This is a genomic window from Dolichospermum sp. LEGE 00240, from assembly GCF_015207875.1.
In the GTDB taxonomy this organism is placed as follows: domain Bacteria; phylum Cyanobacteriota; class Cyanobacteriia; order Cyanobacteriales; family Nostocaceae; genus Dolichospermum; species Dolichospermum gracile.
Genome location: NZ_JADEVZ010000038.1, coordinates 20,162 through 46,224 on the forward strand (window position 1 = coordinate 20,162; position 26,063 = coordinate 46,224).

Here is a 26,063-nt window from a genome sequence, read left to right on the forward strand (position 1 = left end):
TATACATTCAAAACTTTTCAAACACCCTCTTAGATTCAATCTCTCAAAACTCACCAAAAGTACCGCCTAATTCTTGCTGTAAACGATACAAAATAGTATTTTTATCAACTTGCGACAAAATTTCCTGAATGACGGTGTTAGCGCCCAATTGTCCCCAGGTACAGCCTTTTTCTAGATATAACTGGGCGGCTTTACCGACTGTATAAGCACCATAACCGGCAATTCCACCTTGGGCTATCGCACTCCCGAAAAAAGTAGTAATATTAAAGGGATTATCACCACTGGCGATCGCTGCGGCACTTTTACCTAAGCCTAATATAAAACTACTGCCAATTTCACTTAATAATAAACCACCAGAACTAAATAAAATTGTTTTTAATAATTCACTGGCTTCATAGCCAGTCATGGGTAAACCATACAATTTAGCTAATGCCCGAATTAAGGCTAAATCGGTAATTAAACCACCTATTATATCTAAGAAAGCAATAGGATTTAAGCCAATGGCTAGGGCTTTATATTGGCTAAACTTCCAAATTATATCTTCTGCTTCTTTTTCGCGGATATGAACGGTTTTTTGGGCGATATTTTCTTCGGACTCTCTAGCTTGAATGAGTGCATTTAAAGCTAAAAGAGATCGTCCTTCTCGATTTAATATATTTAAGATTGTTTGCTTTAATTCATCTACTTGCGGTGGCGGTGTTTCCCATTCAGAAGTAACGCTTCCATCTGCATATTCTACTCTCACTTCCATTGGTGCAGGTTCAGCCGATATCATGACAATTTCATCGGGTAACAATGGCTGATTTTGGGTATTTCCTGCCCCTAATTGTTGAAGATTTTTATAAATTGCATTTTTATCTGTATCGGGATATAAATCAATTTTATTAAATACCAAAATTAAAGGTTTTTGGGCTTGACGTAATTCTAATAATCCCTGATATTCAGTTCTCGTAATATCCCCAGAAACCACAAACAAGATTAAATCAGCTTGACGCGCTACGTCTCGTGCCATTTGCGCCCGTGAATCTCCGGCAATTTCATCTAAACCGGGAGTATCAATTAATTCAACTAATACCTTATCTCCGGGTTTCCAAGGTACAGAACGTGGTGATTGAGTGACACCATTTAGGGGTCCGGTTTGCAGAATTTTTTCTCCCAATAAAGAATTTAATACTGCTGATTTTCCCCGACTGACTAAACCAAAAGCCGCAATTCTGATGACATTGGCATCTAATTTATTGAGTGTGGCATTTAAAGTTTCTATTTCTGGTTTTAGCAACCTTGCTAACTCTGGATTTGCTGCCATTTGTCCCGATTTACGGAGATATCCATACCAAGATAATGCTTGTCTAAGACTAGCACGGGCGCGGTTTAAATGAGTTTCTTGTAGGTTACGATTCATAGGATTCTGGATTCTGTATTTTCAGATACCCGACTTCTTTAAGAAGTCGGGTATCTAATTAAGCTGCTGTTAATGACTTGCCGATAATTTGCGGTTCGGGTATTGGTTGTCCGTCTTCTAAATAAGATGAAATCAGCATTTCTAAAACTTCTTGGGCATTTTTTAAAGCCTCTTCATAAGTGTCTCCATGAGTACAAGGCTGCATGACATCTGTAAAATCTGGTAATGAAACTACATAACATTCATCTTCCTTAGACCATTGAATAATAATTGTATATTTCATTCCTCTGATTCCTCCTTTTCTTCTGTTTCTATTTTATTTAATTCGGCTATTGCTTCATTAACTTGCTTCTCTAAATATTGTTTAGCATCACTACCATCTTTACCAGCAATGATAATAGATTTAGATAATTTTGGATGTATCCATTTACTATGACTTCCCTTTGCCGGTTTATATGTAAAACCGGATTGCAGTAATAAATTTTTCAGTTCTCTAATTTTTTTGGGCATATCTAATATAACGTTATTGTCCCAAATATGCTTCTAAAACTTTGGTATTATTTTGAATGCTTGAAAATTATCAATTACACCTTGTCTCAGGACTTATAGCGGTATGCACTTGAGTGAGATAAGTAGGTTGGCGTTGAAAATTGTCGTTATGGCAAGGCAAAAGGCAATACTTCGACTTCGCTCAGTAACCAGAGGCAAGAGGCAAGAGTGAAGAGGGTTTGGGCGATTTTACGTTTCTTTACACAGTTTGGTTTTATTGTGTTCACCTACTTAGAGTCAGCCAATCGCAAAATCTGTAGGGGCGCAGGGTCTGCGCCCTCGATTATATTGCATCCTAGCGATAACCGCTATAGTCTGATTGCAAATTGTGAATAAGTTCACCATCAAAATTACTCTTGCCTAATTCTTACAATTAAGCTGCTGTTAATGACTTGCCGACAATTTGCGGTTCGGGTATTGGTTGTCCGTCTTCTAAATAAGATGAAATCAGCATTTCTAAAACTTCTTGGGCATTTTTTAAAGCCTCTTCATAAGTGTCTCCATGAGTATGACAAAATTCTCCCCATTCAGGAAGACTTACCACAAAGCATTTATCTTCTTCTGACCATTGAATAATGATTGTGTAATGATTATTCATTTTGTGCTTCCTCTTGAGCTTTTTTTATTTCTTCTATTCTTTTGATGGCGTTACTAACATCTTTCTCTTGGTATTCTTTTGCATCTTTTCCGTCTTTACCTGATATAGTAACTCGTCCAGATAATAAAGGATGATACCAGTTAGTATGACTACCTTTTCCAGTCCGACAAGTAAAACCTGATTGCAGTAATAAATTTTTCAGTTCTCTAATTTTTTTGGGCATATCTAATATAATATCATTGTCCTAAATATGCTTCTAAAACTTTGGTATTATTTTGGATTTCTGTGGGACTACCAACGGCTAGATTTTGTCCTTCAGCTAATACCCAAACTCGATCGCATAAGGACATAATTACGTCCATGTTATGTTCAATAATCAAAAATGTCATGCCGTCGTGACGATTCCAGGCTAGAATGCGATCGCATATCTCATCAATTAATCTGGGATTTACGCCAGCAGCAGGTTCATCTAGCAATATTAACTTAGGATTAGTCATCAATGCCCGACCGATTTCTAAAAGTTTCCGCTGTCCCCCAGATAAACCACCGGCATAATCAGCGGCTTTTTTTTCTAAGCCTACAGATTCTAACAAAAACATTGCTCGTTCTTTTAGTTGCTTTTCTTCCTTGGCAACAATCTGGGGTTGAAATTGCACTTGCCAAAAGTTCTCACCGGTTTGTTTTTGCGCCCCCAAAAGCATATTCTCTAATACTGATAACTTCGATAAAACCCGGGCAACTTGAAAGGTTCTCACTAATCCCTGTTGGGCAATTTGGTATGGTTGTAATTGATGAATAGGTTCACCATCAAAAATCACTCTACCTTTATCGGGATGAATAAAATTAGAGAGTAAATTAAATAAAGTAGTTTTCCCAGCCCCATTGGGACCAATTAACCCAGTAATGCTACCCTTGATCACTTCAATATTAGCTTCTTGAACTGCTTTAATTCCGCCAAAATTTTTACAAAGTCCAGTTGCAGCTAAAAGAGGTAGTTGGGGTGATTCGATATTATTTACCATTATAATTTTCTTCTCAACTTCATTTTTAGTTTTTTGTTAACTTTTAATTATTACAATGAACTGATGCGGACAAGATACCTAATATTTTTTTGATATCTTTAATATAATATTCACTAAAGTCAATGTAAACTACTTGATCTTGCAGTTTCAAAAATTTCCACATATTCCCTGTTGTTACAATACCATAAATCAAATCCAGATAATGACCCTCCTTTTGATTAAATAGTTGTGCAGCGATCATTTCGGCGATACATTGACCTAATCCAACTTTAATATTTTCATTTTTTGCTTCAACGATAGTGATAATAGGAGAAGTAATAAATAGTTGTTCTGGTGATTTACTAATTATAAAGTCACAAACTCCATTTAAACCCTGTTCTGGATCAACATTAAAATCAACACCTGAGAACAAACTAATTTCTTCGGTAAAAATATTCTTGATTTCAATTAAAACTGGTGCAATAATCATTTCTGAGCGAGCTTTTTCAGTATTAATTGCTAAGGCTAAAGGAACATTGGTTTTGAGAACAGTATCTAAAATTGCACTGGCTTCTCTTTCTGGTGTGTCAGCAAATAAATCTACTTTTTCGTTAATAGTTAATCCAAATTTTCTCACTACTTCCTGTAGCTTAAAATCGCTATAAGCCATTTAATTTACCTCTTAAAAACTGCTGATATTTTTAATCACAAATGACCAATTATTTACCAAGAGTCAGTTCCTCCTTTTTCCCTAAAATACCTTGAGGTCGCCAAATCATCAATACCATTAACAGTAACCCAATAAACATGATCCGAAATGCACCAATCCGTTCTACATCTAGGGGAACAATTTTGGGTAAAAATTCTCTAGTGATGGCATCATAAGTAAAGAAAATAACTGCGCCTAAAATAGTTCCCAGATTGTTACCAGAACCACCTAAAATCACCATAATCCAGGCATCAAAGGTGAGTTGGGGTTGGAAGTTATCGGGGTAAATTGCGCCTAGTTGCCAAGCAAAAAATGCTCCAGCAATCCCCGCGATCGCCCCACCTAACATTAATGATTGGAGTTTATAGGAAAAAACGTTTTTTCCTAAGGCTTTGGGAATTTCTTCATCTTCACGAATAGATTTTAGCACTCTTCCCCAAGGCGATCGCACTAAAATTTCTAACCGCCAAAAGACAAAAGCTAAAATTAACAATATGAACAACATTAACCCGGCTTTGGGATTATAATTATAGAGTCCAATCACACCAGAAATATAAATTGCAACAGCTAATAACCCTAAAGCAATTCCGACTATTAACCGAGAGGTAAATTCTTGTTTAAGACTACTATTTCTGACTGGATTATTACTTGCAGAAATTTGAGCAGTCCGCAGCCAACGCCATAGAGAAAATAATGTGATTCCTGTTAATAAAGTTAATACCCCAATCATCACCCAGCGGAAAAACAAATTGGGAGTTGTTGATAATGGGATCACATAACTTTGCACACCGAAAGATCCCGATATCCACGTATTACCTACAGGCAAATCCTGATTATTGACTATTAATCGAATTAATTCACCTGTACCAATGGTGACAATTGAAAGATAATCTTCGCGTAACCGCAAAGTTGCAAAGCCAATTACTAAACCAAGCATGGCAGCAACAATAGACCCAATTCCCGCCGATGTCAGTAACGGTACGCCCTTGGAACTTAATAAAACCGTAGTATACGCACCCAAAGTCATGAAAGCAATATGACCAAAGTTAATTAAACCAGTAAAACCCCATTGGAGATTGAGTCCTAGTCCGAACAGGGCGAAGGTGGCGGTAGAAATGGCGAGAAAAATCAGGTATTCGATCATAATTTAGTTACTTGTCATTTGTCATGTTTGAGTTGTCAGTTATCAGCCGTTAATGTAACGCAATGTAAACTGAAACCCCCCTATATCCGTTATTCTATTAAAAACTGTATAAGACAAAGCAGGGATCGCCAAAAGCATACATTAAACTTGTGTTTGACCAACACTTTATTTGAGATTTCCCTATGGATTCTAGGGTACTTTGGCAACGATACCAGGACTGGTTGTATTTTCATCCAGGATTAGGACTATATCTAGATATTAGTCGAATGAGGTTTGATGATGGGTTTGTGGCATCGTTAAAACCTAAATTTGACAAAGCGTTTGCGGATATGGTGGAATTAGAAAAAGGGGCGATCGCCAATCCCGACGAAAACCGCATGGTAGGACATTACTGGTTGCGGAATCCAGACCTAGCCCCCACCCCCGAACTCACCCAAGAAATAGTTCAAACCTTAGAACAAATCGAAGCTTTTGCCGACCAGGTACACACCGGGGCAATTCATCCCCCCAAGGAATGTCGCTTCACAGATATCATTTCCATTGGTATTGGTGGTTCAGCCTTGGGTCCCCAATTTGTCGCCCAAGCCCTATCTCCCGACCTACCACCCCTACAAATTCACTTTATAGACAATTCCGACCCCACCGGAATTGATCGGGTGCTTGCCCAGCTTGGCGATAAACTAGCCACAACCTTGGTATTAGTCATTTCCAAATCTGGAGGCACACCCGAACCTCGCAACGGCATGATTGAGGTTAAACAAGCCTACACAGCCCAAAAATTAGACTTTGCTAAATATGCAGTTGCGATTACCGGACAAGATAGCAACCTGGATCAAGTCGCCAAAGCTGAAAATTGGTTAGCCCGGTTTTCCATGTACGATTGGGTTGGTGGACGTACCTCAGAAATGTCCGCTGTCGGGCTAGTACCTGCGGCATTACAGGGCATAGATATCCGTGCCATGCTGTCCGGGGCAAAAGAAATGGATGATGCCACCCGCGTCCCCAATCTCAAAAACAACCCAGCCGCTTTATTAGCCCTTGCTTGGTATTTCTCTGGAAATGGCAAAGGTGAAAAAGATATGGTGGTCCTCCCCTACAAAGACAGTCTGTTGCTATTTAGTCGCTATTTGCAACAACTCATCATGGAATCCTTGGGTAAAGAAAAAGATTTAGATGGGAAAACTGTATTTCAAGGGATTGCAGTTTATGGCAACAAAGGTTCAACTGATCAACACGCTTATGTGCAACAGTTGCGCGAAGGTGTCCCCAATTTCTTTGCCACCTTAATTGAAGTTTTAGAAGATCGTCAAGGAAAATCCGTAGAAGTTGATCCTGGAGTGACTTCTGGAGATTATCTCTGTGGTTTCTTGTTGGGAACTCGGCAAGCATTGTATGAGAATAACCGCGATTCGATTACAGTCAGCATTCCTCAAGTTAATGCTCGCATGGTTGGCGCATTAATTGCATTGTATGAACGGGCTGTGGGTTTATATGCCAGTTTAGTAAATGTCAATGCTTATCATCAACCAGGTGTGGAAGCTGGTAAAAAAGCTGCTGCTGTGATTCTAGATTTACAAAAACGAGTTTTAGAAGTGTTACAAACCCAGAAAAAAGCACTTTCTATTTCTGAACTGGCAGAGATGTCCGGTGCTGTTGAAGAAGTGGAAGCAATTTACAAAATTCTCCGTCATTTACATACCAATAATCGGGGTATAGTATTGACTGGTGATTTTGCTAAACCTGGAAGCTTAACTGTTTCTCTCGGTTAGAAATTTCAGATCTCCGACTTCAATTTAGATCCCCGACTTCTTAAAGAAATCGGGGATCTTGTTTTTTGGTTTTTATTTTCAAATTTTGTGGCTATAAATTATCAAAAATATTAAAACTACCATTAGATAGAGATAAGAAAATAACATATCAGGTAAATATGATAGATACGCCATAGCAGGAGTCAGGAGTCAGCACAAAATTATTAAATCCATTAATTTATCCATCTTTATCTGCGTTGATCTGCGGTTAATTATTCTTGAAATATTATTTTTTCAAAATAATTTTTAATAAAATTAGTAAATCAAGGAGATTAAATCATGTCTAATATTGTAAAAATATCCCCAGAAGATATTATTTATCATCTAAAAATATCCTGTCAAATCCCTAGTTTACTAGAAGCGATCGCCTCCAGAAGAATTATTACAGAAACTGCCCAAAAGGAAGGCATTACCATCGAAATAGCAGAATTACAACAAACCGCAGATAGTTTACGATTAGTTAACAACCTGATTAAAGCAGAAGACACCTGGGAATGGCTACAAAAACATTATCTTACCTTAGATAACTTTGAAGAAATCGCCAACATCAATCTCCTGTCAGCAAAACTAGCTCATCATTTATTTGCCGAGAAAGTTGAACCATTCTTTTATGCTCACCAACTTGATTATAGCGGAGCAGTTACCTATGAAGTAATATTAGATGATGAAGACCTAGCTTTAGAAGTATTTTATGCTCTCCAAGAAGGAGAAATTAGTTTTCAAGAAGTAGCTCGTCAATATATCGAAAATCCCGAAATTCGTCGCGCTGGAGGATATCAAGGTATCCGCAAACGTAGTGATTTTCGACCAGAAATTGCTGCCGCAGTTTTTGCAGCTAATCCCCCAGAAATTATTAAACCAGTGATTACACCCAAAGGAGTCCATATCATTATAGTTGAAGAAATTATTGCCCCCGAATTGAATGAAAAAATGCGCGTAGCTATTCTCGGAGATTTATTTACTAATTGGTTAAAAGAGCAAATTAATAAATTAGAAATTGTTGCCACATTAGGAGATGAAATAAATTCTCCTCCTTCTCCCATAGAAATGTTTAGTGAAGCTAGTTAAAATTGAAAAGAGTTAGATCCCCGACTTCTTTAAGAAGTCGGAGATCTGAGTGAGTATCATCCATCTAAAGTAGTATAAATATCTTTTGAATCGGGATTAAGATAAGGATATTGTAAATTAATTTTGTGCAATGCAAATTGTTCTAAAATAGCTGTTATTCGACTGTTAGGATGATTATTCCCAACTTGCCAAGCAGCAATTAAACCATTAGCAATTATTTGACAACGATTAGTCCCAAAACTTTCTTTATCTGCCAGTTTATTGGTTGGTTCTTCAGCACAACCTAACCCCGGTGCTAATTGCTTGGTAAATAACGGTACTTGTTGAGAAAAACTATCTTGATTTTCTAAATATATCTTTTGTAAAATCGGGTAAATAGTTTTATATTCATGTTTATTAAAATACAGCACTGCTGAATCATAACGTCTATATTGATCAGGATTATATAGAGCTTTAAAAGAGAAAGGAACTTGCATATTATTGAATTCCTTAGTCACATTCTCCATCACTGATACTGCTCCTTCTGGGGATACATTAAAGTAGATTCTGACAATATCTTGATTACCTTGAGTCCCTAGATTAGATACTGCCATATAAAACCCATTTTGGACTAGATTTTTAGGCATTTTAATCGCCACTGAATTACCAACATGAGCCGATTTATCTAGTTCTGATAAATATAAATCCCGCTCAATATGCAAAGTTAAACCATTTTTCTGTACTGCTAAACAATCATCTTCTTCTTCAACTACCAACCAATTATGACTCCAATAACCTCCACCTGTATTACTTGTATGTAGTCTTTCATAAAACGCCAAATCCATACCAAATAAGCTATTATTACTAAGATTATTTATTTGAGTATCAGCACTAGGGGAGTTATCCCAAGAACCATTGTAATAAGCACTATAAAGAAAATTACGCAATTGGATACTCAAATGTTTTGTTTGAATATCTAAGGATAAATTCTTAAACCGAGCGATTAATGATTCTGGCAATTCTAATAATTTGTAAGTTGGATGCTTAATAGCATAAAATGACTCAATTTCCAAATAATCAACAATATTCTTTAGCGCAGTTTGTAATTCTTTTGGAAGTTGAAAAAGTTGACTGTAAACAGAATCTAATACTTGCATATAATCTTTCCTTCTCTAAACAAGAGATAAATTTTTAGCAGTTATTGTTGACAATTCCATTCCCAAAATTGTCGGAATAGATGCTTGAGGACGACATAGTAAACTCTTAGCAACTTGGAGAATACAAATACCTGAATTATCAAAAGTTTTTTCATGTTGAAGTCTAGCTTGAATAGCTCTAATTAAAGCTAAACCGCTAAATTGCATGACTAATTGTAAGAAATCTGGACGCAGTTCTAAAATTTCTGGAAAAGTAGTTAAATAAGCTGTAACTAATGTAGATAAAGAAGGTTGAATCATTGATAAGGGAATAGCAGCTAAACGCAAACACTCCTCAATTGGTATAGTTTTACTAGAGACTATGCTATACAACCAAATTTGTAGATAACTAGCGATTATTGTCCCTAAATCATTAGCAGGATCTCCCCAATTACATCTTTCCCAATCAATTAGTCGAATGATATTTTTATTTTCAGGTAATTTATCTTCTATTTCTGTTTCCCAGTTCAAAGATACAAGAATATTATTGAGTTTTAGATCATTATGAGTTAGACAACAGGGAGTAAAAGCCTGATTTAATTGTGCAATTGCTTTTCCTAAATTATCATAACGTTGATAGAGAGCAAAAAACTTTAAACCATCAGCGGGAAGTTGTCCAAATATTTGTGGTGTAATTCTATCTAATCCTTTGGTAATATTTTGAAATTTTAGAGAATTTCCCAAGAAATTTTCATAGCTTTTATGGTTTATTGTAAAATGATGAATGGCTGCAATCGTCGTACCAACTGATTGAGCAATCTCAGGAGAAAAATCCTGATTTTTGGCGTAAAATTCCGCCAAATCTTGATAGTTATTGAGATAATTGAAAACGATAATAGAGTTTTCTAAGTCAAAATGAATTACTTCTGATAAAGATGCTCGTAAATGACTTGTTTCTGGAAATTTTTGGCAAAAATCATGAACTTTCCACTCATCTATAAATTCACCTAAAGTTTTGCCATTTCGATCATAACGCTCTTGTTTTACTAAGAGTTGATGACCATCTGATAAACTAATTAATAAATTAAAGTTTTTAGCAGATTTAAGTTCTATTTTACTTAATGACTGCTCTTCTGGCTGACAAATTTTGTTTTCAATCAGGTAGTTGAAAACATTACTAGAACTTATGAGAAATGGCATGATTTCAAATGATAATAATATGTGCAATAAATCCCTATTGTTTAGCGAATTTATAGATTTAGGTAAATGATTGACTTAATAAATGGGAAATTACTTATTTTTTAAATGTCCTTGTTAATAATGAGATAGTATCTATAGCATAGATAGCCAGGAAAAATTCCAACGCCTTCACACCATAATTAAGTATTTGGTGAACATCATTATATTCACCACCAAAGATAGATATAGAATCCATATCATCTAGATTAATAATGAACTTTTTTCCATGAGCATTATGTAGATCAGAAATTGTCACATTAGCCATTTCTTCCCTCTACAAAAGTTAAATTTTTATGTCTGCAATATTTATGTACCCCACCAGTTTGAATATCAGATCCAATTTTATTAACTATCCAGGATTATTAGTAACCAATCTGATGTCAATAACATAGATTTGTTGTTACTTTTTCACCCTGGACGGTTGTATATGGCTTTGTAGTCAACTAACTACAAAGCCAAGTAATTAGTAGCCGTAGCCACCAAAGTGGGAATCATTGCTGAAGGATTTAGCGATATACTTAATACTAGCGATCGCATATCCATCAACCAAGTATTCTAGATATTTAACACCAAAGTCACCATAAGCACTAAAACCGCTGAAATCACTACCACCACCGTTTATTGATACAGAAGCTGCATCATTCAAATCATTTAGATAGCTTTCAGAGTCTTGGAATAATTCAGAACCAGTTACATTTAATTGAGAAAGAGTAATACTTGCCATAATTTCCTCCAAGAAAACTTGTCTTTTGTAAATAGAATTCGTGCATCAGTTAAGTTTGTGTTTCCTTAACCGTTACAACTATTTTTATTCATGAAAAATAGAAAAATCAAGGCTTTGAACCCAGTAAAAAAGACACAAATATCTAAATTCGGTCTTTTATAAAGCTGACGAATTGACCAAGGTTTCTAAATATGAAATATAGATTTTATCTCCTGTAGGGTGCGTCAGACCCGATAATTTAATAAAAAACAGATTTCCTTTATCTGACGCACCTTACTCAATAAATTATTCCCACAGCCGAAAACGACTTAATTTAGTTTCATTAAAAGCTTCGTAAGGGTTTAGCAGTGTCAACTTAAGCCCTGGCGAATGGAATTCACGGCTACACAAACAAAGTCCGCCTGCGCGGACTAAGGAAAAATCAAGGATTGAAACCCACGCAGGTGGGTTTTGCCTGTGTAGACGCGGTTTCTAACCGCCCGTTTTACTACCAAATAAGAAATCGTGCATCTTCAGGTTACTAAATCTGAAAACACACGAAAATCAGTAACATATTGAATTTTCCCACAACAGATATTAAAAATCAAACTTGGTTCTCAAACTATCTGTTGTATCCTTGAGACTGGTTTTCCACTGTTCCATACTACTGTCTAGTTCCTTTAATAATGTTGCAAGATCAGTTGTATTAGTGGTTATTGGCGGATTTCTTCTGTCTTTTCTCATCGTGTAACCACCTTTAAGAGTCTTCATTTCCCAAGGTGTCAGTTCATCCAGAATCGGTTCTGAAATCCTCAGTTCTAATTCAGAAATTGTGATTTTCACTATTAATACACCTCCTTGAATACTCCATTTGCATGGAATCAGGCTAAAAATTTATCCTGCTCTTATATTTTGGAATAGTATCTGACAAAATAAATGATTTGAAACTAATTTATTAGACGGAAATAAGAGTATTTTGTCTATGAAAACAAAAAAGCAAAGGAAGTTTCCTAAAAGTAACTTCCCTTGCCTTAGATAAATTAAAAACTATTAACCTCTGTCAAAAGGTGGAAATTTCTTTCTAGCTTTAGTAATTAACCAACAAAAGCTAAACGGGGTGCGATCGCAGCAGGACGTTCTACACCTTTGAGGTAAGCAAGAACGGTATCAGCATCAGATACTTCAAAGGGGTCACTACCACAGTTATCTTCAAAACCAGGTTCAATGAACATTTTTTCAATTTCGCCGTTATTCACAACCATTGCATAACGCCAAGAACGCATACCAAAACCGATGTTAGATTTATCAACTAACATTCCCATTTTGCGGCTAAATTCTCCGCTACCATCTGGTAACAAGAAAACATTTTTAGCGCCTTGTTGTTTACCCCATTGGAACATTACAAATGCGTCATTAACTGACAAACAAATGATTTGATCAACACCTTGCGCTTTGAATTCCTCAAACAGTTCTTCATAGCGAGGCAAATGTGTAGAAGAACAGGTAGGAGTAAAAGCACCGGGGAGGGCGAATAATACTACTTTCTTACCGGCAAAAATTTCTTGTGTGGTTAGGTCTTTCCAAGTGTAAGGATTGGGTCCACCGATAGATTCATCCCGCACACGAGTCTTGAATACTACATTTGGAACGTGAGTAATAGCAGTCATAAATACCTCTTTTTTAGATGGAAGATTTTAACTCGTGTTGCTGCTTTTGCTTAGGGCATTAGTAGCTCATCTTGTAAATCAGAATAATTCTGATTTAGGAATTAGTCAATAGTCATAAATACTTATTTTATAATGTGTTTTGTAAAAAAGTTTAGTTCCTAAAAAGGAAAAGTTATAATAGGAGTTTATATCTTTATATAGCTAAGTAAATTCTATGCAGCAAAAAGCTAATGATATTATCAAAACCCTTAAAAATAGAGGGTTGCGAGTTACACCTCAGAGATTTGGCGTTTATGCCAACCTCTTAGCAAGAGAAGATCACCCGACAGTTGATCAAATTCTGAGAGATTTGAATCAAGAAGCACCCACTTCTTCTCAAGCCACCGTATATGCGGCACTCCAGGCGCTGCGTGAGGCGGGTTTGGTGCGAGAGGTGCTATTAGAACAAGGTGTCTCCCGTTATGATGCTAACATTGCCCCCCATCATCATTTTCGTTGTAACTGCTGTGGTGCTATTGAAGACATCAACTGGAATACTTTCCCGAATATTGATCTGAGTCAACTACGACAGGGGTTGAAAGTAGAACGGTATGAAGTGACAGTTGAGGGAGTATGCGATGCTTGCAGCGCTGATGTTTGATATAATAATTAACTAGAATTGCATAGGAGCAAACAATGTACGACAGCGATAAACGTAAATTATTATCAGCATTGTGTCATGGAGCAATTTTTTTTAGCACCACCATTGTCTCCATTGGTCTACCCATAGCCATACTATTTGTATCAGATGATCCTGTCGTCAAAGACAATGCCAAAGAATCTATCAATTTCCATTTTAACGTTTGGTTATATGGAACAATTCTAGGAACATTGTTTTTTCTGATTGGTTGGTTGATTATACCATTATTCATCCTCTTTCCACTCGCAGGTTTAGGTTATATCCTCCACTGGGGATTGACAATTTGGGCGCTAATTGGTGTTTTTAGTAATCCTGATCAACCTTGTCGTTATCCGTTTATTTTTCGCGTTCTTTAGATCAAATCTGGGAAAATATGGTAATTTAATTAATCATAGACTTTTGATTAAACAACTTACCAAAATTAATTGCATGATTTTTTAAGATTGTTTTTTGCAAATTTGTTATAAGCAAATGTCTATCAAGTTGTAAAATATAAAATTGCCCCACAGCTTCATCAACAGTAGGGCAAAAGACAGTTAAAGCACTGCTTGTAGTTTGTCTGAATAGAGCAAGCTAGAAACCTGCTTTTGTGACGCTTTATTCTGTGTCCATTGCATTCTTTTTTGTTACATTCAGTCAAAAAACAGTTGATCTACAGCACACTATTCGCATTTAAACAGGAATTTAACCTCCTTTATTTACGAATACTTGGAAAAGAATTCAACCTGCTTTACCTACAAAGACAACTCTTAATCCGTGAAATCCTTCAATCCGTCAAATCAGTGATCAAAAAGGAATTTAAACTCCTTTATTTACGAATACAATCCTTCATTCCGTGAAATCATTAAATCCGTCAAATTAGTGATCAAAATTTATGTTTCCTATACATCGCCCTCGTCGTCTGCGTAGCCATACCCAATTACGCCGTATGGTTCGTGAAACAGTTTTAACTACTAACGATTTGATTTATCCATTGTTTGCCGTGCCAGGAGAAGGTATTGCCAAGGAAGTTAAATCTATGCCCGGTGTTTATCAACTTTCAGTAGATAAGATTGTTGAAGAAGCTAAAGAGGTTTATGACTTAGGAATTCCGGCAATTATCTTATTTGGAATTCCGGCAGATAAAGATATAGATGCTACCGGAGCATGGCATGATTGTGGCATTGTTCAAAAAGCAGCAACCGCAGTTAAAAATGCCGTTCCTGATTTAATTGTCATGGCTGATACTTGTTTATGTGAATATACAAGTCATGGACATTGTGGTTATTTACAAGTTGGTGATTTAACTGGAAGGGTTTTAAATGACCCAACTTTAGAATTATTAAAGAAAACCGCAGTTTCCCAAGCTCAAGCCGGTGCAGATATTATCGCACCTTCGGGGATGATGGATGGTTTTGTGCAAGCAATTCGTGCCGGTTTGGATGAAGCGGGATTTGAAGATATCCCCATTATGTCCTATGCTGCTAAATATGCTTCGGCTTATTATGGGCCATTTAGAGATGCGGCGGACTCAACACCGCAATTTGGGGATAGACGCACTTACCAAATGGACCCCGGTAACGCCCGCGAAGCCCTGAAAGAAATTGAGTTGGATATTGCTGAAGGCGCTGATATGCTGATGGTTAAACCAGCTTTGGCATATATGGATATTATCTGGCGCGTTAAGGAAGCTAGTAATTTACCTGTGGCAGCTTACAATGTTTCCGGTGAATATGCAATGGTGAAGGCTGCGGCTTTAAATGGTTGGATTGATGAGCAGCGCGTTGTGATGGAAACTTTGACTGGCTTTAAACGGGCTGGTGCTGATTTGATTTTGACTTACCACGCCAAGGATGCGGCTCGGTGGTTATAGTCAGATAATCTCTCACGCAAAGGCGCAAAGACGCAAAGATGATTTTGAGTGGCTTTGTGTTTGGGCGTGAGATTTTTTGTTATTTTGGATAAAGTACAGGATAATTTTTATGTCTTATGCAATATTCAATTGAACAAATTCCCGTCAACTTCAACAAAATGATTCAGGAAGTTGAACAAGGTGAACAAATCGAAATTACCCAAGCAGGTAAACAAATTGCGGTGATTATTCCTACCGCTGAATATGAAAAATTATTAAATAAAATACCAAGTTTTGGGGAATCTATAGAACGATTTCGTCAGGAATATAATGTAGAGTCAGCAGAAATTAACCCCGATGAAATTTTTGCAGGGGTGCGGGATAAATCACCTGGAAGAGAGGTAATATTTTAATACTATGCTCTTTCTTTTAGATACTAATATCCTCTCAGAACCGTTACGCTCCCGCCCCAATCCAGTTGTTATCAGGATGCTACAACAATATTCTAGTGATATTACTACGGCTACTGTTGTATTACACGAACTTTTATTTGGCTGTTATCGCTTACCAATTGAATCAAATAAACGCCAGATAATTGAGGTTTATTTACAGAGGGAAATCAAACAAAAAATTCCCATTCTTCCCTATGATATCGCCGCTGCTGAGTGGTTTGCGAAAGAGCGAGCAAGACTAACAGCACTCGGTAAAACTCCAGCTTATGCAGATGGACAAATTGCGGCAATTGCTCAGGTAAATGATTTGACTTTGGTAACAAATAATGTTGCAGATTACTCCAATTTTCAAAACTTAAAAATTGAGAACTGGTTAGACCTTTAGCCTCTAATTCAATGTTAACACATCTACTGATTTGATTTTGACTCACCACGCCAAAGATGCGGCTCGGTGGTTGTAAGTTAGGATATTATCTCACGCAGAGGCGCAGAGAGGGTTTTTGTGTTTGGGCGTGAGATTTTTGGCTTTTGGTTGCAAGATGGGAAAAATATTAAGAAAATATAAAATTTATTTTTAGTGATTTTATTATTTTTGATATTTGTGGTACAGACTATCGCCTAATTACTTATATTGATTTCATTGGCAAGAAAGTATACTTAAAATATTTCCTGACTCACGCGGACTATAGTAAAGATGATTAAGAGTTCAGCTAAGGCTCAGAGCTATTAATAAAAGCGTCACCGGCTGTAACGGGTGTTAAGGTAAAAATTATGATTAAGACCTCAGATAAAGCGCCAAGCTACATTAAATTATTACAAACTTTCCCTCCTAGACCTATCAAATCTGATGAGGAACTGCTTGCTACTCAAAATGTAATTGATTCTCTGTTAGACAATACTCCATTAACACCAGATGAGCAAGACTATCTTGATTTACTCGGTACTTTAGTGTACGAATACGAGCAAACAAAAGAACCTGTTCCTGATATTTATGGAATAGAACTGCTCAAAGCTCTTATGGAAGAATATGGCTTTCATCAAAAAGATTTGATTCCTGTATTTAAGACAGAATCTATGGTGTCAGATGTCTTAACAGAAAAAAGCCAACTCACTGTAAGTCATATCCAAGATTCAGCAGAGTTTTTCCATCTTTCACCTGCTGTTTTTCTACCGCTACCTACGCAAAATTTATAAAATAATCTGTGTTAATAATTACATTTGTTTTGTAAATTCCGCCGTGTGTAACAGCTTATTCACATTGATATTGATAATGGGTAATTGTCTCTTTTTTGCTTCTTTGACAAAAGTAATATAAAATGCCCTGTGTTACCAGTACGGTTCACTAGCATCAGAAATTTTTGATCTAGAGAACATTAGTCCATTGGCCAGGTGCGAGATAAAATACTATGAATCCCATTAACTTAAGTTGGAGTAAGCTGGTTGTTGCAGCCGTTTCTGTTGTCGCATTATCGCCAATATTTTCTGCATTAGCAGTATCAAGACTTTCTTCCCCTGTTGCATCAAAATTAGGTAATTCTCCACAAACGCAACTTTTAGTGGGTCAATCTGACGGTGAAGCAATTAATATTCCCGTGAATACGAGTTTTTCACCAGAGAAGAAATCAGCTTTTACCCTTTATATATGGCAACCTGGGGGGACAATCAAAGAAGTAATTGCTCGGATTTCTATTAAGAGTAAATATGGGAATAAATATCGCCAAGAAAGGTTTTTAGGTGATTATAAATATAAGATTAAGCAAAAGGCTAAGTTTGTTAAAGGGTTTAAATTAGGCGATCGCATCGTTGTCCGCTTATACGATACTAATAATCGCTTCATTGGTTACAGTGAATTTGTCTGTTTGCCAGAAAATACGGCGGTTAACTTGATTTTATCGGCTAATCCCAAAGAAAACAAAGTAGTCCGCACCTTTTATGGTTTTGATGTCAATAATGATAGCATTGTTGATAATACCAATGCCTACGATTATTTCACGGAAGTTAATAACCAAAAAGTTACTTTTTTGAATAGTTCGGAAAAGATTAATATCGTCCAATATCAAGCCGCTGGATTTGCTAAAGTTGCCACCACTGGCGCTTATCCTACTTCCTTTAGTGAAGGTGATTTTGCTGTAGCGGGTAAATCTATCAATGCCTTTGATTCTACCTTAGCAAAAGCCTTAACTGCTAATCCTGGTAGTTTGGTCAAGTTGACTCCAATTAGTGCTAACTCCACTTTTGAACTTGGCAAATTATTAAGTGAATATCGCCAAATAGGTGTAGCCAAAGGTATTCAAGTCTCATTTTCTGATATTTCCAAAAACTATTGGGCGAGGGAATATATTTCTGAATTAGCAGCAATGGAAATAATTGGTGGATTTCCAGATGGTACTTTCCGTCCCAATGCACCAGTAACTCGTGCTGAATTAGCAGCATTATTACAAAAAGTTTTTATTAAAACTAAAGTTCGAGAAGCAATTAATTTTAAAGATGTTCCTAAGCAATATTGGGCTTATGATGCCATTCGAGAAACTTACGAAATGGGCTTTTTTACTATTCTCAACAGCAAAAACTTTAACCCCACACAAAAGCTGAATCGTCTAGATATTTTAATAACTTTAGCCAAAGGATTGAATTATAAATTTACAGGTTCAACAGCAAATATCCTTTCAGTTTATAGTGATGCTTCTAGTATTAGAACCGAACATCGGAATTTTATTGCTGCTTTAACAGAAAATAATGTAATTACTAATTATCCCAATAAAAAATTACTAAATCCTAAAAAAGTTGCCACCAGAGCAGATGTTTGTGCTTTATTGTATCGGGCAATGGTGAGCGCTGGAGAAGTGGCAGATTTACCTGAAAAATGAAAATTAAGCACCCGCCAGCCAGGGAATAAATTCCCTGTCTCATAGCTAAATTCCGTTAAAACGGACTAGTACCGCAAGGCGGAAGTCAAAACTAATACTGAGCAAGCTTTTTGGCGATTGATAATGGTTGATTTATTTACGCCGTGTTGTACTAGTAAATTCTCTTAGTGTTTAGTCATCAAAAGACAACTTTCGCTATTAGCAAGGAACTTAAGTTCCTTACACATCTTTACCATTACTGCTGATAGCTGAATGCTGGCATCAAATATTAAATCAAGGTGATAACCGCTCGATTTTCCAGCCGCCATCATCTACACGAGTATATAACAGGCGGTCATGCAAACGACTCGATCTTCCTTGCCAGAACTCAATTTTTTGGGGAATCACGCGAAAACCACCCCAATGGGGAGGACGAGGAACTTCCTGATTTTCATATTTGCGCTTAAATTCTTGTAACTGTAACTCTAAGATTTCTCTGTTCGCAATTATTTCGCTTTGATTAGAAGCCCAAGCACCCAACCGACTATATGCAGGACGGATTTCAAAATAGCTATCAGATTCTGCGGCGGAAATTTTTTCCACAGTTCCCACAATTCTGACTTGGCGTTCTAACTCCGCCCACCAAAAAACCAAAGCAGCATGGGGGTTTACTGTCAATTCTTGTCCTTTTTGGCTATTGTAATTAGTAAATAAGACAAACCCCCGTTCATCAAAATCTTTGAGTAGTACCATTCTCGCTGAAGGCTGACCATCGGATGTACAGGTGGCCAAAGTCATAGCATTAGGTTCAGGTAACTGGGCTGCTAGGGACTGACTGAACCAAATTTTAAACTGTACAAATGGATTTGGATCAATTTCCTTCTCATTCAAATCTTGTAATGTGTAGTCCTTGCGAAGATCAGCTATGCTAGTATCCATGTTTGTTATTTCCTCAAACTTTATCTAAGAGGTTGTTTGAAAACTTTTTCGTGTGGGATCTGACACCAGCAGATCCCCCTAAATCCCCTTGAAAAGGGGGACTTTGAGGAATTTAGCCCCCCTTTGTAAGGGGGGTTGGGGGGATCTAGATTAATCATGATACTTTTCAAACATCCTCTAATGGCTTGCATTTTATTTCATTCTTTGTTTATGATTATGTATATTATACTTAATTAAGTAAGTAAGTCGGCACGATAAAAACGATATATGTTGAGTTTTGTAAACTCCGTAAAATAATCTATTGATAAGGCATTGATTGAATTTACATTTTGTTACATGGTTATAAATTTTCCGACCGACTTACTTATTTGAGTTCATAATGCGATACATTTGGTAGGTTTCGTTAACCCGTTCATTCCACCGTTAACCAACAAAGAGCGATCGTTTATCGCTCGTGCATTTTTGTTATTTTTTAGTCATCTTCTTCATCTATTTCTTCCAAATTTAAAAGTGGTAACTCACTCTGAACTTCTAAAGAATTAGATTTTTCTAACTCTGTTGGTTGTGGAAATTCCGTAGCTGCAAATAATTCACTGTTAATCACTTCCTCAAATAAAGAAGATAACTCAGGATATAAATCTACAGTAGCATCTAAAACCCACAGTAAATCAAGTAATTCATGATCAAATTGCCAAGTTTGAGGACGAATATCATCTAAAGGTGAAGACTTTTTACCAGCACTGTCTCTCATTCTATAAGCTAACCAAGATTTGACAACTTCTAAACCGGAAACACTAAAATTATAAACTTCAGGACGGACATTTTCAAATACACCTAGACCAACTTTTAATTCTTGTGTAACGACATTATAAGAAAATTCTGTAGGATAATCGTTTACTGTATTGGGTATTCCTATTTGACAACGAACTCTACCAATAGGAATTTTACCACTGGGAACAAACCTTTCACAATAGGTATGTAACCAAGCTAAAGTGCGTCCTATTTCTACTACTTTAATAAATAAATCCCTATCTTTTGTAATGGGAATCCTTGGACCAGGTGTTTCTAGTTCATGCCAAAATTCTTTCACATATTTGGGAGTTGCAAGTATTCCATAACAGTAAGCAAATAAGTCCTCTGGGGAAATATTATAATTGAGAGTATTACTAAGAATTTCCAAGAATCCAGTAGTAATATTAGGTTCAGTAGCTTCATAATTTCTCCAAAGGGGAATAATATGTTTAGCACCAAAAGAACCACGAAAATGATCTAAATCAGGAATTAATGAAGTAGCAACTGCTGATTGACCATTACCTAAAACATTAGTTAATAAACTTGTCATATAAACCTGTTTATTACTATGAGAACGTCGTAAATTTGGTCTGGGGCGATCGCACAATCTATTATCTAATAAAGCCCATTGACGATCAAAACTTCGATAAGCATAACGAATTGGTTCTACAGGTAAATCTTTTGATAGTAAATTAGCAATGGGAGCTAATAAATTTGCTCTATCTTCTAATGAAGGATACTGTTTACTAATTTTTCTAGCATCTGTTTCTTTAAACAGCTTTTTCTGTGTTCCTGGGGATTTACTAGCATTAATCAAAGTTTGCCAACGTTCCTGTAAAACTTCCTTATTTTCACCGATAGTCCATTTTCGCTTAAATTGAATCCCGTTTTCTTGCCAAGGAAATAAATCAGTTAACTTTGCCCATCGCCAATAATTGCTATAACTTACAGGTAAAAATAAATCAGTCCAATTTGTAGAACATTCTCGCCATTTTAAATCTTGAAAAGAATGGATATTTTCTAAAGTTGCTAGTTTTTCTTCAGTTGTACCATCAATTCTGGTAAAATGAACCTTAGCAGGAATTTCAGGTTGAGGCTGATTGTAACAAACACCAATAGCAATAGCCACAGGAGTTTGAATTGCAAATACATTTTCGGTTTTTCTTGCCCCTAAATTATCACCTTCCAAATCAATAATCCAAAGTTCATCAAATGTTTGACGCATCACTTTTCGCATTCCCGCAAATCCGGGTCCACGCAAATAGGAAGAAGCAGTAATAAAACTGATAATTCCGGCTTTATTTTCTTCATTAGCTTCAAATACTTTCCATAACGCCCAACGCCAAAAATAAACATAGTCATTATATAAATTTTTAGCATGAACACCATAACCTATTGCTGTTAATGGTTCAAGAAAATCCTCTAAAATAGGACGTTTTCTGATCAATTGCTCATTTTCATCAATTTTTTGTTCATCATCTCCAAATCTTACCCATCCACCTTTTCTTTTCTCATTCATTAAATCATCTTCATCAATTGTTTGACGGTTATAAGGTGGATTTCCTATACAAACCATCACTGGTGTATTTTGTTTAATCTTCTGAGCGCGTTTATATTCTTCACCTAAAGATTTATAAATTAAAGGTAAATTACCACTTAATTTAGCATAGGGAGATTCTAAAGTATCACTTAAATATACATGAACTCCATTTTCTGGTAAAGTCCCCCCTTCACTTAAAATTTGTTGAGTCAAACGTAAATGGGCAACAGCATAAGGACCTACTAAAATTTCAAAAGCGTGAATATTTGCTGCCGCATTTGTAGCAGCAGAAACTTTCATTCCTTTTCCTCGTAAATTACTAATTTGATCCAGTCCATGTTTAATAGCTGTTAAAATATAAGTTCCTGTACCACAAGCAGGATCTAAAGTAATAACCTTATCATCTACAAAAGAAAATTCAGCATCAAAATGTTCTGCTAATAATTTAGCTATTAATCTTACTTGTGTTTTAATCACAGGAATGGGAGTATAATAAACACCTCTTTCTTTTCGCATTTTCGGATCATATTTAGCCAGAAAATCCTCATAAAAATATAACCAAGGATCTTGAGAACCATCTTTATTTAGTGCTGTAATATCAATAGCTGCAATTATTCTTTCTAATAAATTTACAGAAACTTCTATTTGTTCCCGTGCTGCTTCATCACCTAATATTTTTAAAGCATCAGCTAGTAAATTATGACCTGTTCTAATAGTTTTAACAGCTTGTGGTAAAGATAAATCATCTGCACCGGAAAATCTGGCTAATAAAAGTGCATAGGTTAAGGTTTGAGCATAAGCATCTGCAAATTGTTGATTATCTGCATCAGAAAATAAATAATGTCGCCAATCTTTAGCAACTTGACTTAAATTAGATTCAGGATCTTCAAGAGCAGTTAAAACATCTTTTCTTAATAAGCGACAAATAGGAGCAAGCATTTCTGCTAAAGCTTTAGGTGTAGAAGGAACAATAGGTTGCCAATTAAAGAAATCACGTAATAATATTAGTAAATCATTAGCATTTTGAGCAGTGATAGCTGATGCACCCTTAGCAGTAATATCTCCTGAAAATTTAATGATCTTTCCTACTTTTTCACCTGTGCGATAAATTCCCCAACTATTACCATCTGTATAAATCAAATTTGGGAGACTTTTGAACTTTTCCCATTGTTGTTTATCATCCCCTTTCAACTTATTGGGATCTGCGCCTTTTCCTGGTGCTTTTAGTTCAATATGTCCCATTAAAAGACCATTAATTGTTATTCCCATATCTGGCCTTCCTGAAAGTACCTTTTCTCGGACTTCAGTAACTACTACAATAGATAAATTTAAAATATTTGCTGCTGATTTTAACAAATTTTCAATTGGTAATCTTAATTGATCTTCTGCACCAAAGGAGACAGAAGAAAGTGAAAATTTAGTAGTTAAATCTTTTGCATAGTCTTGAAGATGAGATAAAAATTGAATTTCAGGATTACTAGACATATTACAAAAACCCTAATAATGATTGACGCAGGAATACATGTGTCTAATTATCTTAGTGTATATTTTTTAGGTTAATTTTATTGATACAGAGAACTATATTAAACTTAACAATTATATGTATTATAGATAATTAGGTTAATAAAATAAAACCAAACTGTGTAAATAAAGGTAAAATTCCTGGAAACTTCTTCATTCTTGCACTGCTGTACCACAATTTTCAACCCCAACCTTATATCTTAGAAGTGGGCTTTCCCTCCTACATCCTGCTATATGATCAAAATCAGGAATTATTTACACAATAGATAAAGGAAGTGACAAAAGTATGGCAACACCATCCTCAATCATTCCTCTCTTACCCCTGAAGTCCTTACTTATACATTAAATCAGATGCGCCGTTTTGCTTCTTTGCAAACTCTGTTAATTTATGGACTCAGTGGACCAATTATCGCCCTCAATATCTGGCTACTGTCTGTATTATTCCATTTTTTCCAAAATCCAATTACTATTCTTAGCATTGCGGCAATTCTGGCTTTTCTATTGAATTACCCGGTGAAGTTACTTGAGAAAGTGCGAATTACCCGCACTCAAGCAGTAATTATTGTTTTACTGCTGACCTTAACTTTGTTTATTGTTTTGGGTGTTACCCTCGTACCAATGGTCATTGACCAAACCATTCAATTGTTAAATAAGATTCCTGATTGGTTAGCGACTAGTCAAGCTAATTTGGATCACTTAGAAAGTTTAGCAAAGCAGCGACGATTATCTATAGATTTAAAGCTGGTAACAAACCAAATAAATGCTAATATTCAGAATTTAGTACAGCAAATAGCTTCAGGGGCGGTAGGATTTGCCGGCACACTGTTATCAGGAATACTGAACGTAGTATTGGTCATTGTTCTCGCTTTTTATATGCTCATATATGGCGATCGGGTTTGGTTTGGTTTAGTTAACATCCTCCCGTCTAATACTAGTATTCCTTTTAGCCGCTCATTACAGTTAAACTTCCAAAACTTTTTTTTGAGCCAATTATTGCTAGGACTATTTATGATCGTAGCCCTGACACCGATTTTCTTATTTCTGAAAGTTCCATTTGCCCTGTTGTTTGCTATTATTATCGGTATTTCTGGGCTTATTCCCGTTGTTGGTGCAACTTTAGGCATTGGTTTAGTCACATTGTTGGTATTAATCCAAAATTGGTGGTTAGCCTTTCCAGTCGCTACAATGGCAATTATCATGCAACAAATTAAAGACAATTTGTTAGCACCAAAATTGATGGGCAATTTTATTGGACTTAACCCTTTATGGATTTTTATCGCTATTTTAATGGGATTTGAAATTGCTGGATTATTAGGAACACTTGTTGCTGTACCAATTGCCGGAACTATCAAAGGCACTTTCGATGCCATTAAAGGCAGTGATCACAGTGATTTTGTCTCTAGTTTTCGGGCTAATTACGGCTCAGAATTTGAAGAAGATAAATAAATTGGTCAGTGGTCAGTTATCAGTTGTCAGTGGTTAGTTGTCATTGAGAAAATTCTTTTTTCTTCTTTCTTCTGAACTACTGAACTCCTGAACTACTGATAGCGCAGCGTGGCGTTAGCCATACTTCTGACTTCTGACTTCTGACTTCTGATTCCTGACTCCTGACTCCTCATATACTAAATTTTGAACTAAATGGATGCAGTCGAACTATTAGAAACAATTACACACCTCATTGAGCAAGCTGAAAAAGGGGAAATTGACCCTTGGGACGTGCGAGTTATTGAGGTGATTGACCATTACTTAGAATTGATGGCTCCAGAAGCAAGAACTATCAGAGGCTATGAAAGTGACTTGTCTCAATCTGGACAGGCTTTTTTATCAGCATCAATGCTTGTATTATTTAAAGCTAATACATTAATGCAGTTGTCTACAGTATATAATAACTCAGAAGAAGTTGTAGATGATACACTATTAGAAATTGAGGATAGATTGTTATATCCAGCCCATCGTTTGCAACTGGAGCAACACTTACGCCGTCGTCCGGCAGCTATGCCACCCCCAAAACGGCGGGTAACTTTACAAGAGTTAATAGACCAGTTACAAATTATGGCCAGCCAACTAAAGCTGGTAGAAACAGTAGATAAACCTAAGCGACTGAAACGTCAACCTAGTGTGCAAACTATGAGGGAAGCCCTAGAGTTAGCACACCAGGAAAATCTAACGGAAGTCGCGCTAGAACTAGAGCAAGTATTAAATTATGCTGCTAAAGGGCAAAATTTAGAGGAACAATGCTGGAATTTAGAACAACTGATAGATTTGTGGATAAAGACAAAACAACTAGAGAAAAAAGCTTCTCATCATGAATCAGAACACGGTGACATAGTTAGCGTTTTTTGGGCGTTATTACTGCTATCGGCTCAATCTAAGGTAGAACTATTTCAACAAGAATTTTACCAAGAAATTCAAATCCGCCTACTTACTTAAAGGCAGGGAGCAGGGGGCAGGGGGCAGGGG

Annotated in this window: 28 protein-coding genes; 12 read left to right on the top strand and 16 right to left on the bottom strand. The window is 36.3% G+C overall.

What is annotated here, in order from left to right; genetic code table 11:
• Window positions 1-43: 43 nt before the first annotated feature.
• From IQ226_RS13985 to IQ226_RS14025, 8 genes are all read right to left on the bottom strand, one after another.
• Window positions 44-1,402 (bottom strand): GTP-binding protein, encoded by a 1,359-nt coding sequence (locus IQ226_RS13985; protein ID WP_193896270.1) that lies wholly within the window; start codon window positions 1,400-1,402, stop codon window positions 44-46.
• Window positions 1,403-1,460: 58 nt separating this feature from the next.
• On the bottom strand, window positions 1,461-1,685 hold the full coding sequence (locus tag IQ226_RS13990; RefSeq protein WP_193896272.1) for a type II toxin-antitoxin system HicB family antitoxin: 225 nt from the start codon (window positions 1,683-1,685) through the stop codon (window positions 1,461-1,463).
• Window positions 1,682-1,912, bottom strand: a complete 231-nt coding sequence (locus tag IQ226_RS13995; protein WP_168635908.1) for a type II toxin-antitoxin system HicA family toxin — start codon at window positions 1,910-1,912, stop codon at window positions 1,682-1,684. Before IQ226_RS13995 ends, IQ226_RS13990 begins: the two co-directional genes overlap by 4 nt.
• A gap of 412 nt (window positions 1,913-2,324) precedes the next feature.
• Entirely contained in the window at window positions 2,325-2,549 is a 225-nt protein-coding gene (locus IQ226_RS14005) for a type II toxin-antitoxin system HicB family antitoxin (RefSeq protein WP_168503418.1), read from the bottom strand.
• A complete protein-coding gene (locus IQ226_RS14010) occupies window positions 2,542-2,772 on the bottom strand; it encodes a type II toxin-antitoxin system HicA family toxin (RefSeq protein WP_148763401.1) in 231 nt (76 codons plus the stop codon). The genes IQ226_RS14005 and IQ226_RS14010 overlap by 8 nt, the downstream gene beginning before the upstream one ends.
• Before the next feature lie 13 nt (window positions 2,773-2,785).
• Window positions 2,786-3,571, bottom strand: coding sequence for an ABC transporter ATP-binding protein (locus IQ226_RS14015; RefSeq protein WP_193896274.1), 786 nt, complete (start codon window positions 3,569-3,571; stop codon window positions 2,786-2,788).
• A gap of 43 nt (window positions 3,572-3,614) precedes the next feature.
• Window positions 3,615-4,220 carry a hypothetical protein gene (locus IQ226_RS14020; RefSeq protein ID WP_193896276.1) on the bottom strand — a complete coding sequence of 202 codons (606 nt, stop codon included), beginning with the start codon at window positions 4,218-4,220 and terminating at the stop codon, window positions 3,615-3,617.
• Between the two features lie 49 nt (window positions 4,221-4,269).
• Window positions 4,270-5,403, bottom strand: a complete 1,134-nt coding sequence (locus tag IQ226_RS14025; protein ID WP_193896278.1) for a branched-chain amino acid ABC transporter permease — start codon at window positions 5,401-5,403, stop codon at window positions 4,270-4,272.
• A gap of 182 nt (window positions 5,404-5,585) precedes the next feature.
• On the opposite strand from IQ226_RS14025, the gene IQ226_RS14030 reads away from it, so the two are divergent.
• The gene (locus tag IQ226_RS14030) at window positions 5,586-7,172 is read left to right on the top strand and encodes a glucose-6-phosphate isomerase (RefSeq protein ID WP_193896280.1); all 1,587 of its coding nucleotides are present in this window, start codon (window positions 5,586-5,588) and stop codon (window positions 7,170-7,172) included.
• Between the two features lie 318 nt (window positions 7,173-7,490).
• Window positions 7,491-8,279: a peptidylprolyl isomerase gene (locus IQ226_RS14035; protein WP_193896282.1), complete on the top strand. Its 789-nt coding sequence runs from the start codon at window positions 7,491-7,493 to the stop codon at window positions 8,277-8,279.
• Between the two features lie 56 nt (window positions 8,280-8,335).
• On the opposite strand, the gene IQ226_RS14040 is transcribed toward IQ226_RS14035, so the two are convergent.
• From IQ226_RS14040 to IQ226_RS14065, 6 genes are all read right to left on the bottom strand, one after another.
• Window positions 8,336-9,415: a T3SS effector HopA1 family protein gene (locus tag IQ226_RS14040; RefSeq protein ID WP_193896284.1), complete on the bottom strand. Its 1,080-nt coding sequence runs from the start codon at window positions 9,413-9,415 to the stop codon at window positions 8,336-8,338.
• Between the two features lie 15 nt (window positions 9,416-9,430).
• Complete coding sequence (locus IQ226_RS14045; RefSeq protein WP_193896286.1) at window positions 9,431-10,594, bottom strand: aminoglycoside phosphotransferase family protein; 1,164 nt, start codon at window positions 10,592-10,594, stop codon at window positions 9,431-9,433.
• 94 nt (window positions 10,595-10,688) lie between these two features.
• Entirely contained in the window at window positions 10,689-10,898 is a 210-nt protein-coding gene (locus IQ226_RS14050) for a hypothetical protein (protein ID WP_193896288.1), read from the bottom strand.
• Between the two features lie 198 nt (window positions 10,899-11,096).
• Window positions 11,097-11,357 (bottom strand): hypothetical protein, encoded by a 261-nt coding sequence (locus IQ226_RS14055; RefSeq protein WP_193896290.1) that lies wholly within the window; start codon window positions 11,355-11,357, stop codon window positions 11,097-11,099.
• Between the two features lie 576 nt (window positions 11,358-11,933).
• A complete protein-coding gene (locus IQ226_RS14060) occupies window positions 11,934-12,179 on the bottom strand; it encodes a hypothetical protein (RefSeq protein WP_193896292.1) in 246 nt (81 codons plus the stop codon).
• 251 nt (window positions 12,180-12,430) lie between these two features.
• Window positions 12,431-13,003: a peroxiredoxin gene (locus IQ226_RS14065; RefSeq protein WP_193896294.1), complete on the bottom strand. Its 573-nt coding sequence runs from the start codon at window positions 13,001-13,003 to the stop codon at window positions 12,431-12,433.
• Between the two features lie 214 nt (window positions 13,004-13,217).
• Here IQ226_RS14065 and IQ226_RS14070 point away from each other — a divergent pair, with 214 nt between their 5' ends.
• From IQ226_RS14070 to IQ226_RS14105, 8 genes are all read left to right on the top strand, one after another.
• Window positions 13,218-13,643, top strand: coding sequence for a Fur family transcriptional regulator (locus IQ226_RS14070; RefSeq protein ID WP_193896296.1), 426 nt, complete (start codon window positions 13,218-13,220; stop codon window positions 13,641-13,643).
• A 35-nt stretch (window positions 13,644-13,678) separates the two neighbouring features.
• Complete coding sequence (locus IQ226_RS14075) at window positions 13,679-14,038, top strand: DUF4870 domain-containing protein (protein WP_193896298.1); 360 nt, start codon at window positions 13,679-13,681, stop codon at window positions 14,036-14,038.
• Window positions 14,039-14,556: 518 nt separating this feature from the next.
• Window positions 14,557-15,534, top strand: a complete 978-nt coding sequence (gene hemB / locus IQ226_RS14080) for a porphobilinogen synthase (RefSeq protein ID WP_193896300.1) — start codon at window positions 14,557-14,559, stop codon at window positions 15,532-15,534.
• Between the two features lie 116 nt (window positions 15,535-15,650).
• Entirely contained in the window at window positions 15,651-15,926 is a 276-nt protein-coding gene (locus IQ226_RS14085) for a type II toxin-antitoxin system Phd/YefM family antitoxin (RefSeq protein ID WP_193896302.1), read from the top strand.
• Between the two features lie 4 nt (window positions 15,927-15,930).
• Entirely contained in the window at window positions 15,931-16,350 is a 420-nt protein-coding gene (locus tag IQ226_RS14090) for a type II toxin-antitoxin system VapC family toxin (protein WP_193896304.1), read from the top strand.
• Window positions 16,351-16,535: 185 nt separating this feature from the next.
• A complete protein-coding gene (locus IQ226_RS25965) occupies window positions 16,536-16,667 on the top strand; it encodes a type II toxin-antitoxin system HigB family toxin (protein WP_370567148.1) in 132 nt (43 codons plus the stop codon).
• Window positions 16,668-16,736: 69 nt separating this feature from the next.
• On the top strand, window positions 16,737-17,159 hold the full coding sequence (locus IQ226_RS14100) for a type II toxin-antitoxin system HigA family antitoxin (protein WP_193896306.1): 423 nt from the start codon (window positions 16,737-16,739) through the stop codon (window positions 17,157-17,159).
• Between the two features lie 212 nt (window positions 17,160-17,371).
• Window positions 17,372-18,832, top strand: a complete 1,461-nt coding sequence (locus tag IQ226_RS14105) for an S-layer homology domain-containing protein (RefSeq protein ID WP_193896309.1) — start codon at window positions 17,372-17,374, stop codon at window positions 18,830-18,832.
• A 273-nt stretch (window positions 18,833-19,105) separates the two neighbouring features.
• On the opposite strand, the gene pdxH is transcribed toward IQ226_RS14105, so the two are convergent.
• Together pdxH and IQ226_RS14115 are read right to left on the bottom strand one after the other, a co-directional pair.
• Window positions 19,106-19,750: a pyridoxamine 5'-phosphate oxidase gene (pdxH, locus tag IQ226_RS14110; protein ID WP_193896311.1), complete on the bottom strand. Its 645-nt coding sequence runs from the start codon at window positions 19,748-19,750 to the stop codon at window positions 19,106-19,108.
• Window positions 19,751-20,222: 472 nt separating this feature from the next.
• Window positions 20,223-23,567, bottom strand: a complete 3,345-nt coding sequence (locus IQ226_RS14115) for a type ISP restriction/modification enzyme (protein WP_193896313.1) — start codon at window positions 23,565-23,567, stop codon at window positions 20,223-20,225.
• A gap of 387 nt (window positions 23,568-23,954) precedes the next feature.
• Here IQ226_RS14115 and IQ226_RS14120 point away from each other — a divergent pair, with 387 nt between their 5' ends.
• Complete coding sequence (locus IQ226_RS14120) at window positions 23,955-25,049, top strand: AI-2E family transporter (RefSeq protein WP_193896315.1); 1,095 nt, start codon at window positions 23,955-23,957, stop codon at window positions 25,047-25,049.
• A 192-nt stretch (window positions 25,050-25,241) separates the two neighbouring features.
• The gene (locus IQ226_RS14125; protein WP_193896317.1) at window positions 25,242-26,033 is read left to right on the top strand and encodes a segregation/condensation protein A; all 792 of its coding nucleotides are present in this window, start codon (window positions 25,242-25,244) and stop codon (window positions 26,031-26,033) included.
• Window positions 26,034-26,063 lie beyond the last annotated feature (30 nt).

Coding starts and splice junctions, on each gene's coding strand:
- IQ226_RS13985 (WP_193896270.1), bottom strand. CDS start 1,402: ATGAATCGTAACCTACAAGAAACTCATTTAAACCGCGCCCGTGCTAGT.
- IQ226_RS13990 (WP_193896272.1), bottom strand. CDS start 1,685: ATGAAATATACAATTATTATTCAATGGTCTAAGGAAGATGAATGTTAT.
- IQ226_RS13995 (WP_168635908.1), bottom strand. CDS start 1,912: ATGCCCAAAAAAATTAGAGAACTGAAAAATTTATTACTGCAATCCGGT.
- IQ226_RS14005 (WP_168503418.1), bottom strand. CDS start 2,549: ATGAATAATCATTACACAATCATTATTCAATGGTCAGAAGAAGATAAA.
- IQ226_RS14010 (WP_148763401.1), bottom strand. CDS start 2,772: ATGCCCAAAAAAATTAGAGAACTGAAAAATTTATTACTGCAATCAGGT.
- IQ226_RS14015 (WP_193896274.1), bottom strand. CDS start 3,571: ATGGTAAATAATATCGAATCACCCCAACTACCTCTTTTAGCTGCAACT.
- IQ226_RS14020 (WP_193896276.1), bottom strand. CDS start 4,220: ATGGCTTATAGCGATTTTAAGCTACAGGAAGTAGTGAGAAAATTTGGA.
- IQ226_RS14025 (WP_193896278.1), bottom strand. CDS start 5,403: ATGATCGAATACCTGATTTTTCTCGCCATTTCTACCGCCACCTTCGCC.
- IQ226_RS14030 (WP_193896280.1), top strand. CDS start 5,586: ATGGATTCTAGGGTACTTTGGCAACGATACCAGGACTGGTTGTATTTT.
- IQ226_RS14035 (WP_193896282.1), top strand. CDS start 7,491: ATGTCTAATATTGTAAAAATATCCCCAGAAGATATTATTTATCATCTA.
- IQ226_RS14040 (WP_193896284.1), bottom strand. CDS start 9,415: ATGCAAGTATTAGATTCTGTTTACAGTCAACTTTTTCAACTTCCAAAA.
- IQ226_RS14045 (WP_193896286.1), bottom strand. CDS start 10,594: ATGCCATTTCTCATAAGTTCTAGTAATGTTTTCAACTACCTGATTGAA.
- IQ226_RS14050 (WP_193896288.1), bottom strand. CDS start 10,898: ATGGCTAATGTGACAATTTCTGATCTACATAATGCTCATGGAAAAAAG.
- IQ226_RS14055 (WP_193896290.1), bottom strand. CDS start 11,357: ATGGCAAGTATTACTCTTTCTCAATTAAATGTAACTGGTTCTGAATTA.
- IQ226_RS14065 (WP_193896294.1), bottom strand. CDS start 13,003: ATGACTGCTATTACTCACGTTCCAAATGTAGTATTCAAGACTCGTGTG.
- IQ226_RS14070 (WP_193896296.1), top strand. CDS start 13,218: ATGCAGCAAAAAGCTAATGATATTATCAAAACCCTTAAAAATAGAGGG.
- IQ226_RS14075 (WP_193896298.1), top strand. CDS start 13,679: ATGTACGACAGCGATAAACGTAAATTATTATCAGCATTGTGTCATGGA.
- hemB (WP_193896300.1), top strand. CDS start 14,557: ATGTTTCCTATACATCGCCCTCGTCGTCTGCGTAGCCATACCCAATTA.
- IQ226_RS14085 (WP_193896302.1), top strand. CDS start 15,651: ATGCAATATTCAATTGAACAAATTCCCGTCAACTTCAACAAAATGATT.
- IQ226_RS14090 (WP_193896304.1), top strand. CDS start 15,931: ATGCTCTTTCTTTTAGATACTAATATCCTCTCAGAACCGTTACGCTCC.
- IQ226_RS14100 (WP_193896306.1), top strand. CDS start 16,737: ATGATTAAGACCTCAGATAAAGCGCCAAGCTACATTAAATTATTACAA.
- IQ226_RS14105 (WP_193896309.1), top strand. CDS start 17,372: ATGAATCCCATTAACTTAAGTTGGAGTAAGCTGGTTGTTGCAGCCGTT.
- pdxH (WP_193896311.1), bottom strand. CDS start 19,750: ATGGATACTAGCATAGCTGATCTTCGCAAGGACTACACATTACAAGAT.
- IQ226_RS14115 (WP_193896313.1), bottom strand. CDS start 23,567: ATGTCTAGTAATCCTGAAATTCAATTTTTATCTCATCTTCAAGACTAT.
- IQ226_RS14120 (WP_193896315.1), top strand. CDS start 23,955: ATGCGCCGTTTTGCTTCTTTGCAAACTCTGTTAATTTATGGACTCAGT.
- IQ226_RS14125 (WP_193896317.1), top strand. CDS start 25,242: ATGGATGCAGTCGAACTATTAGAAACAATTACACACCTCATTGAGCAA.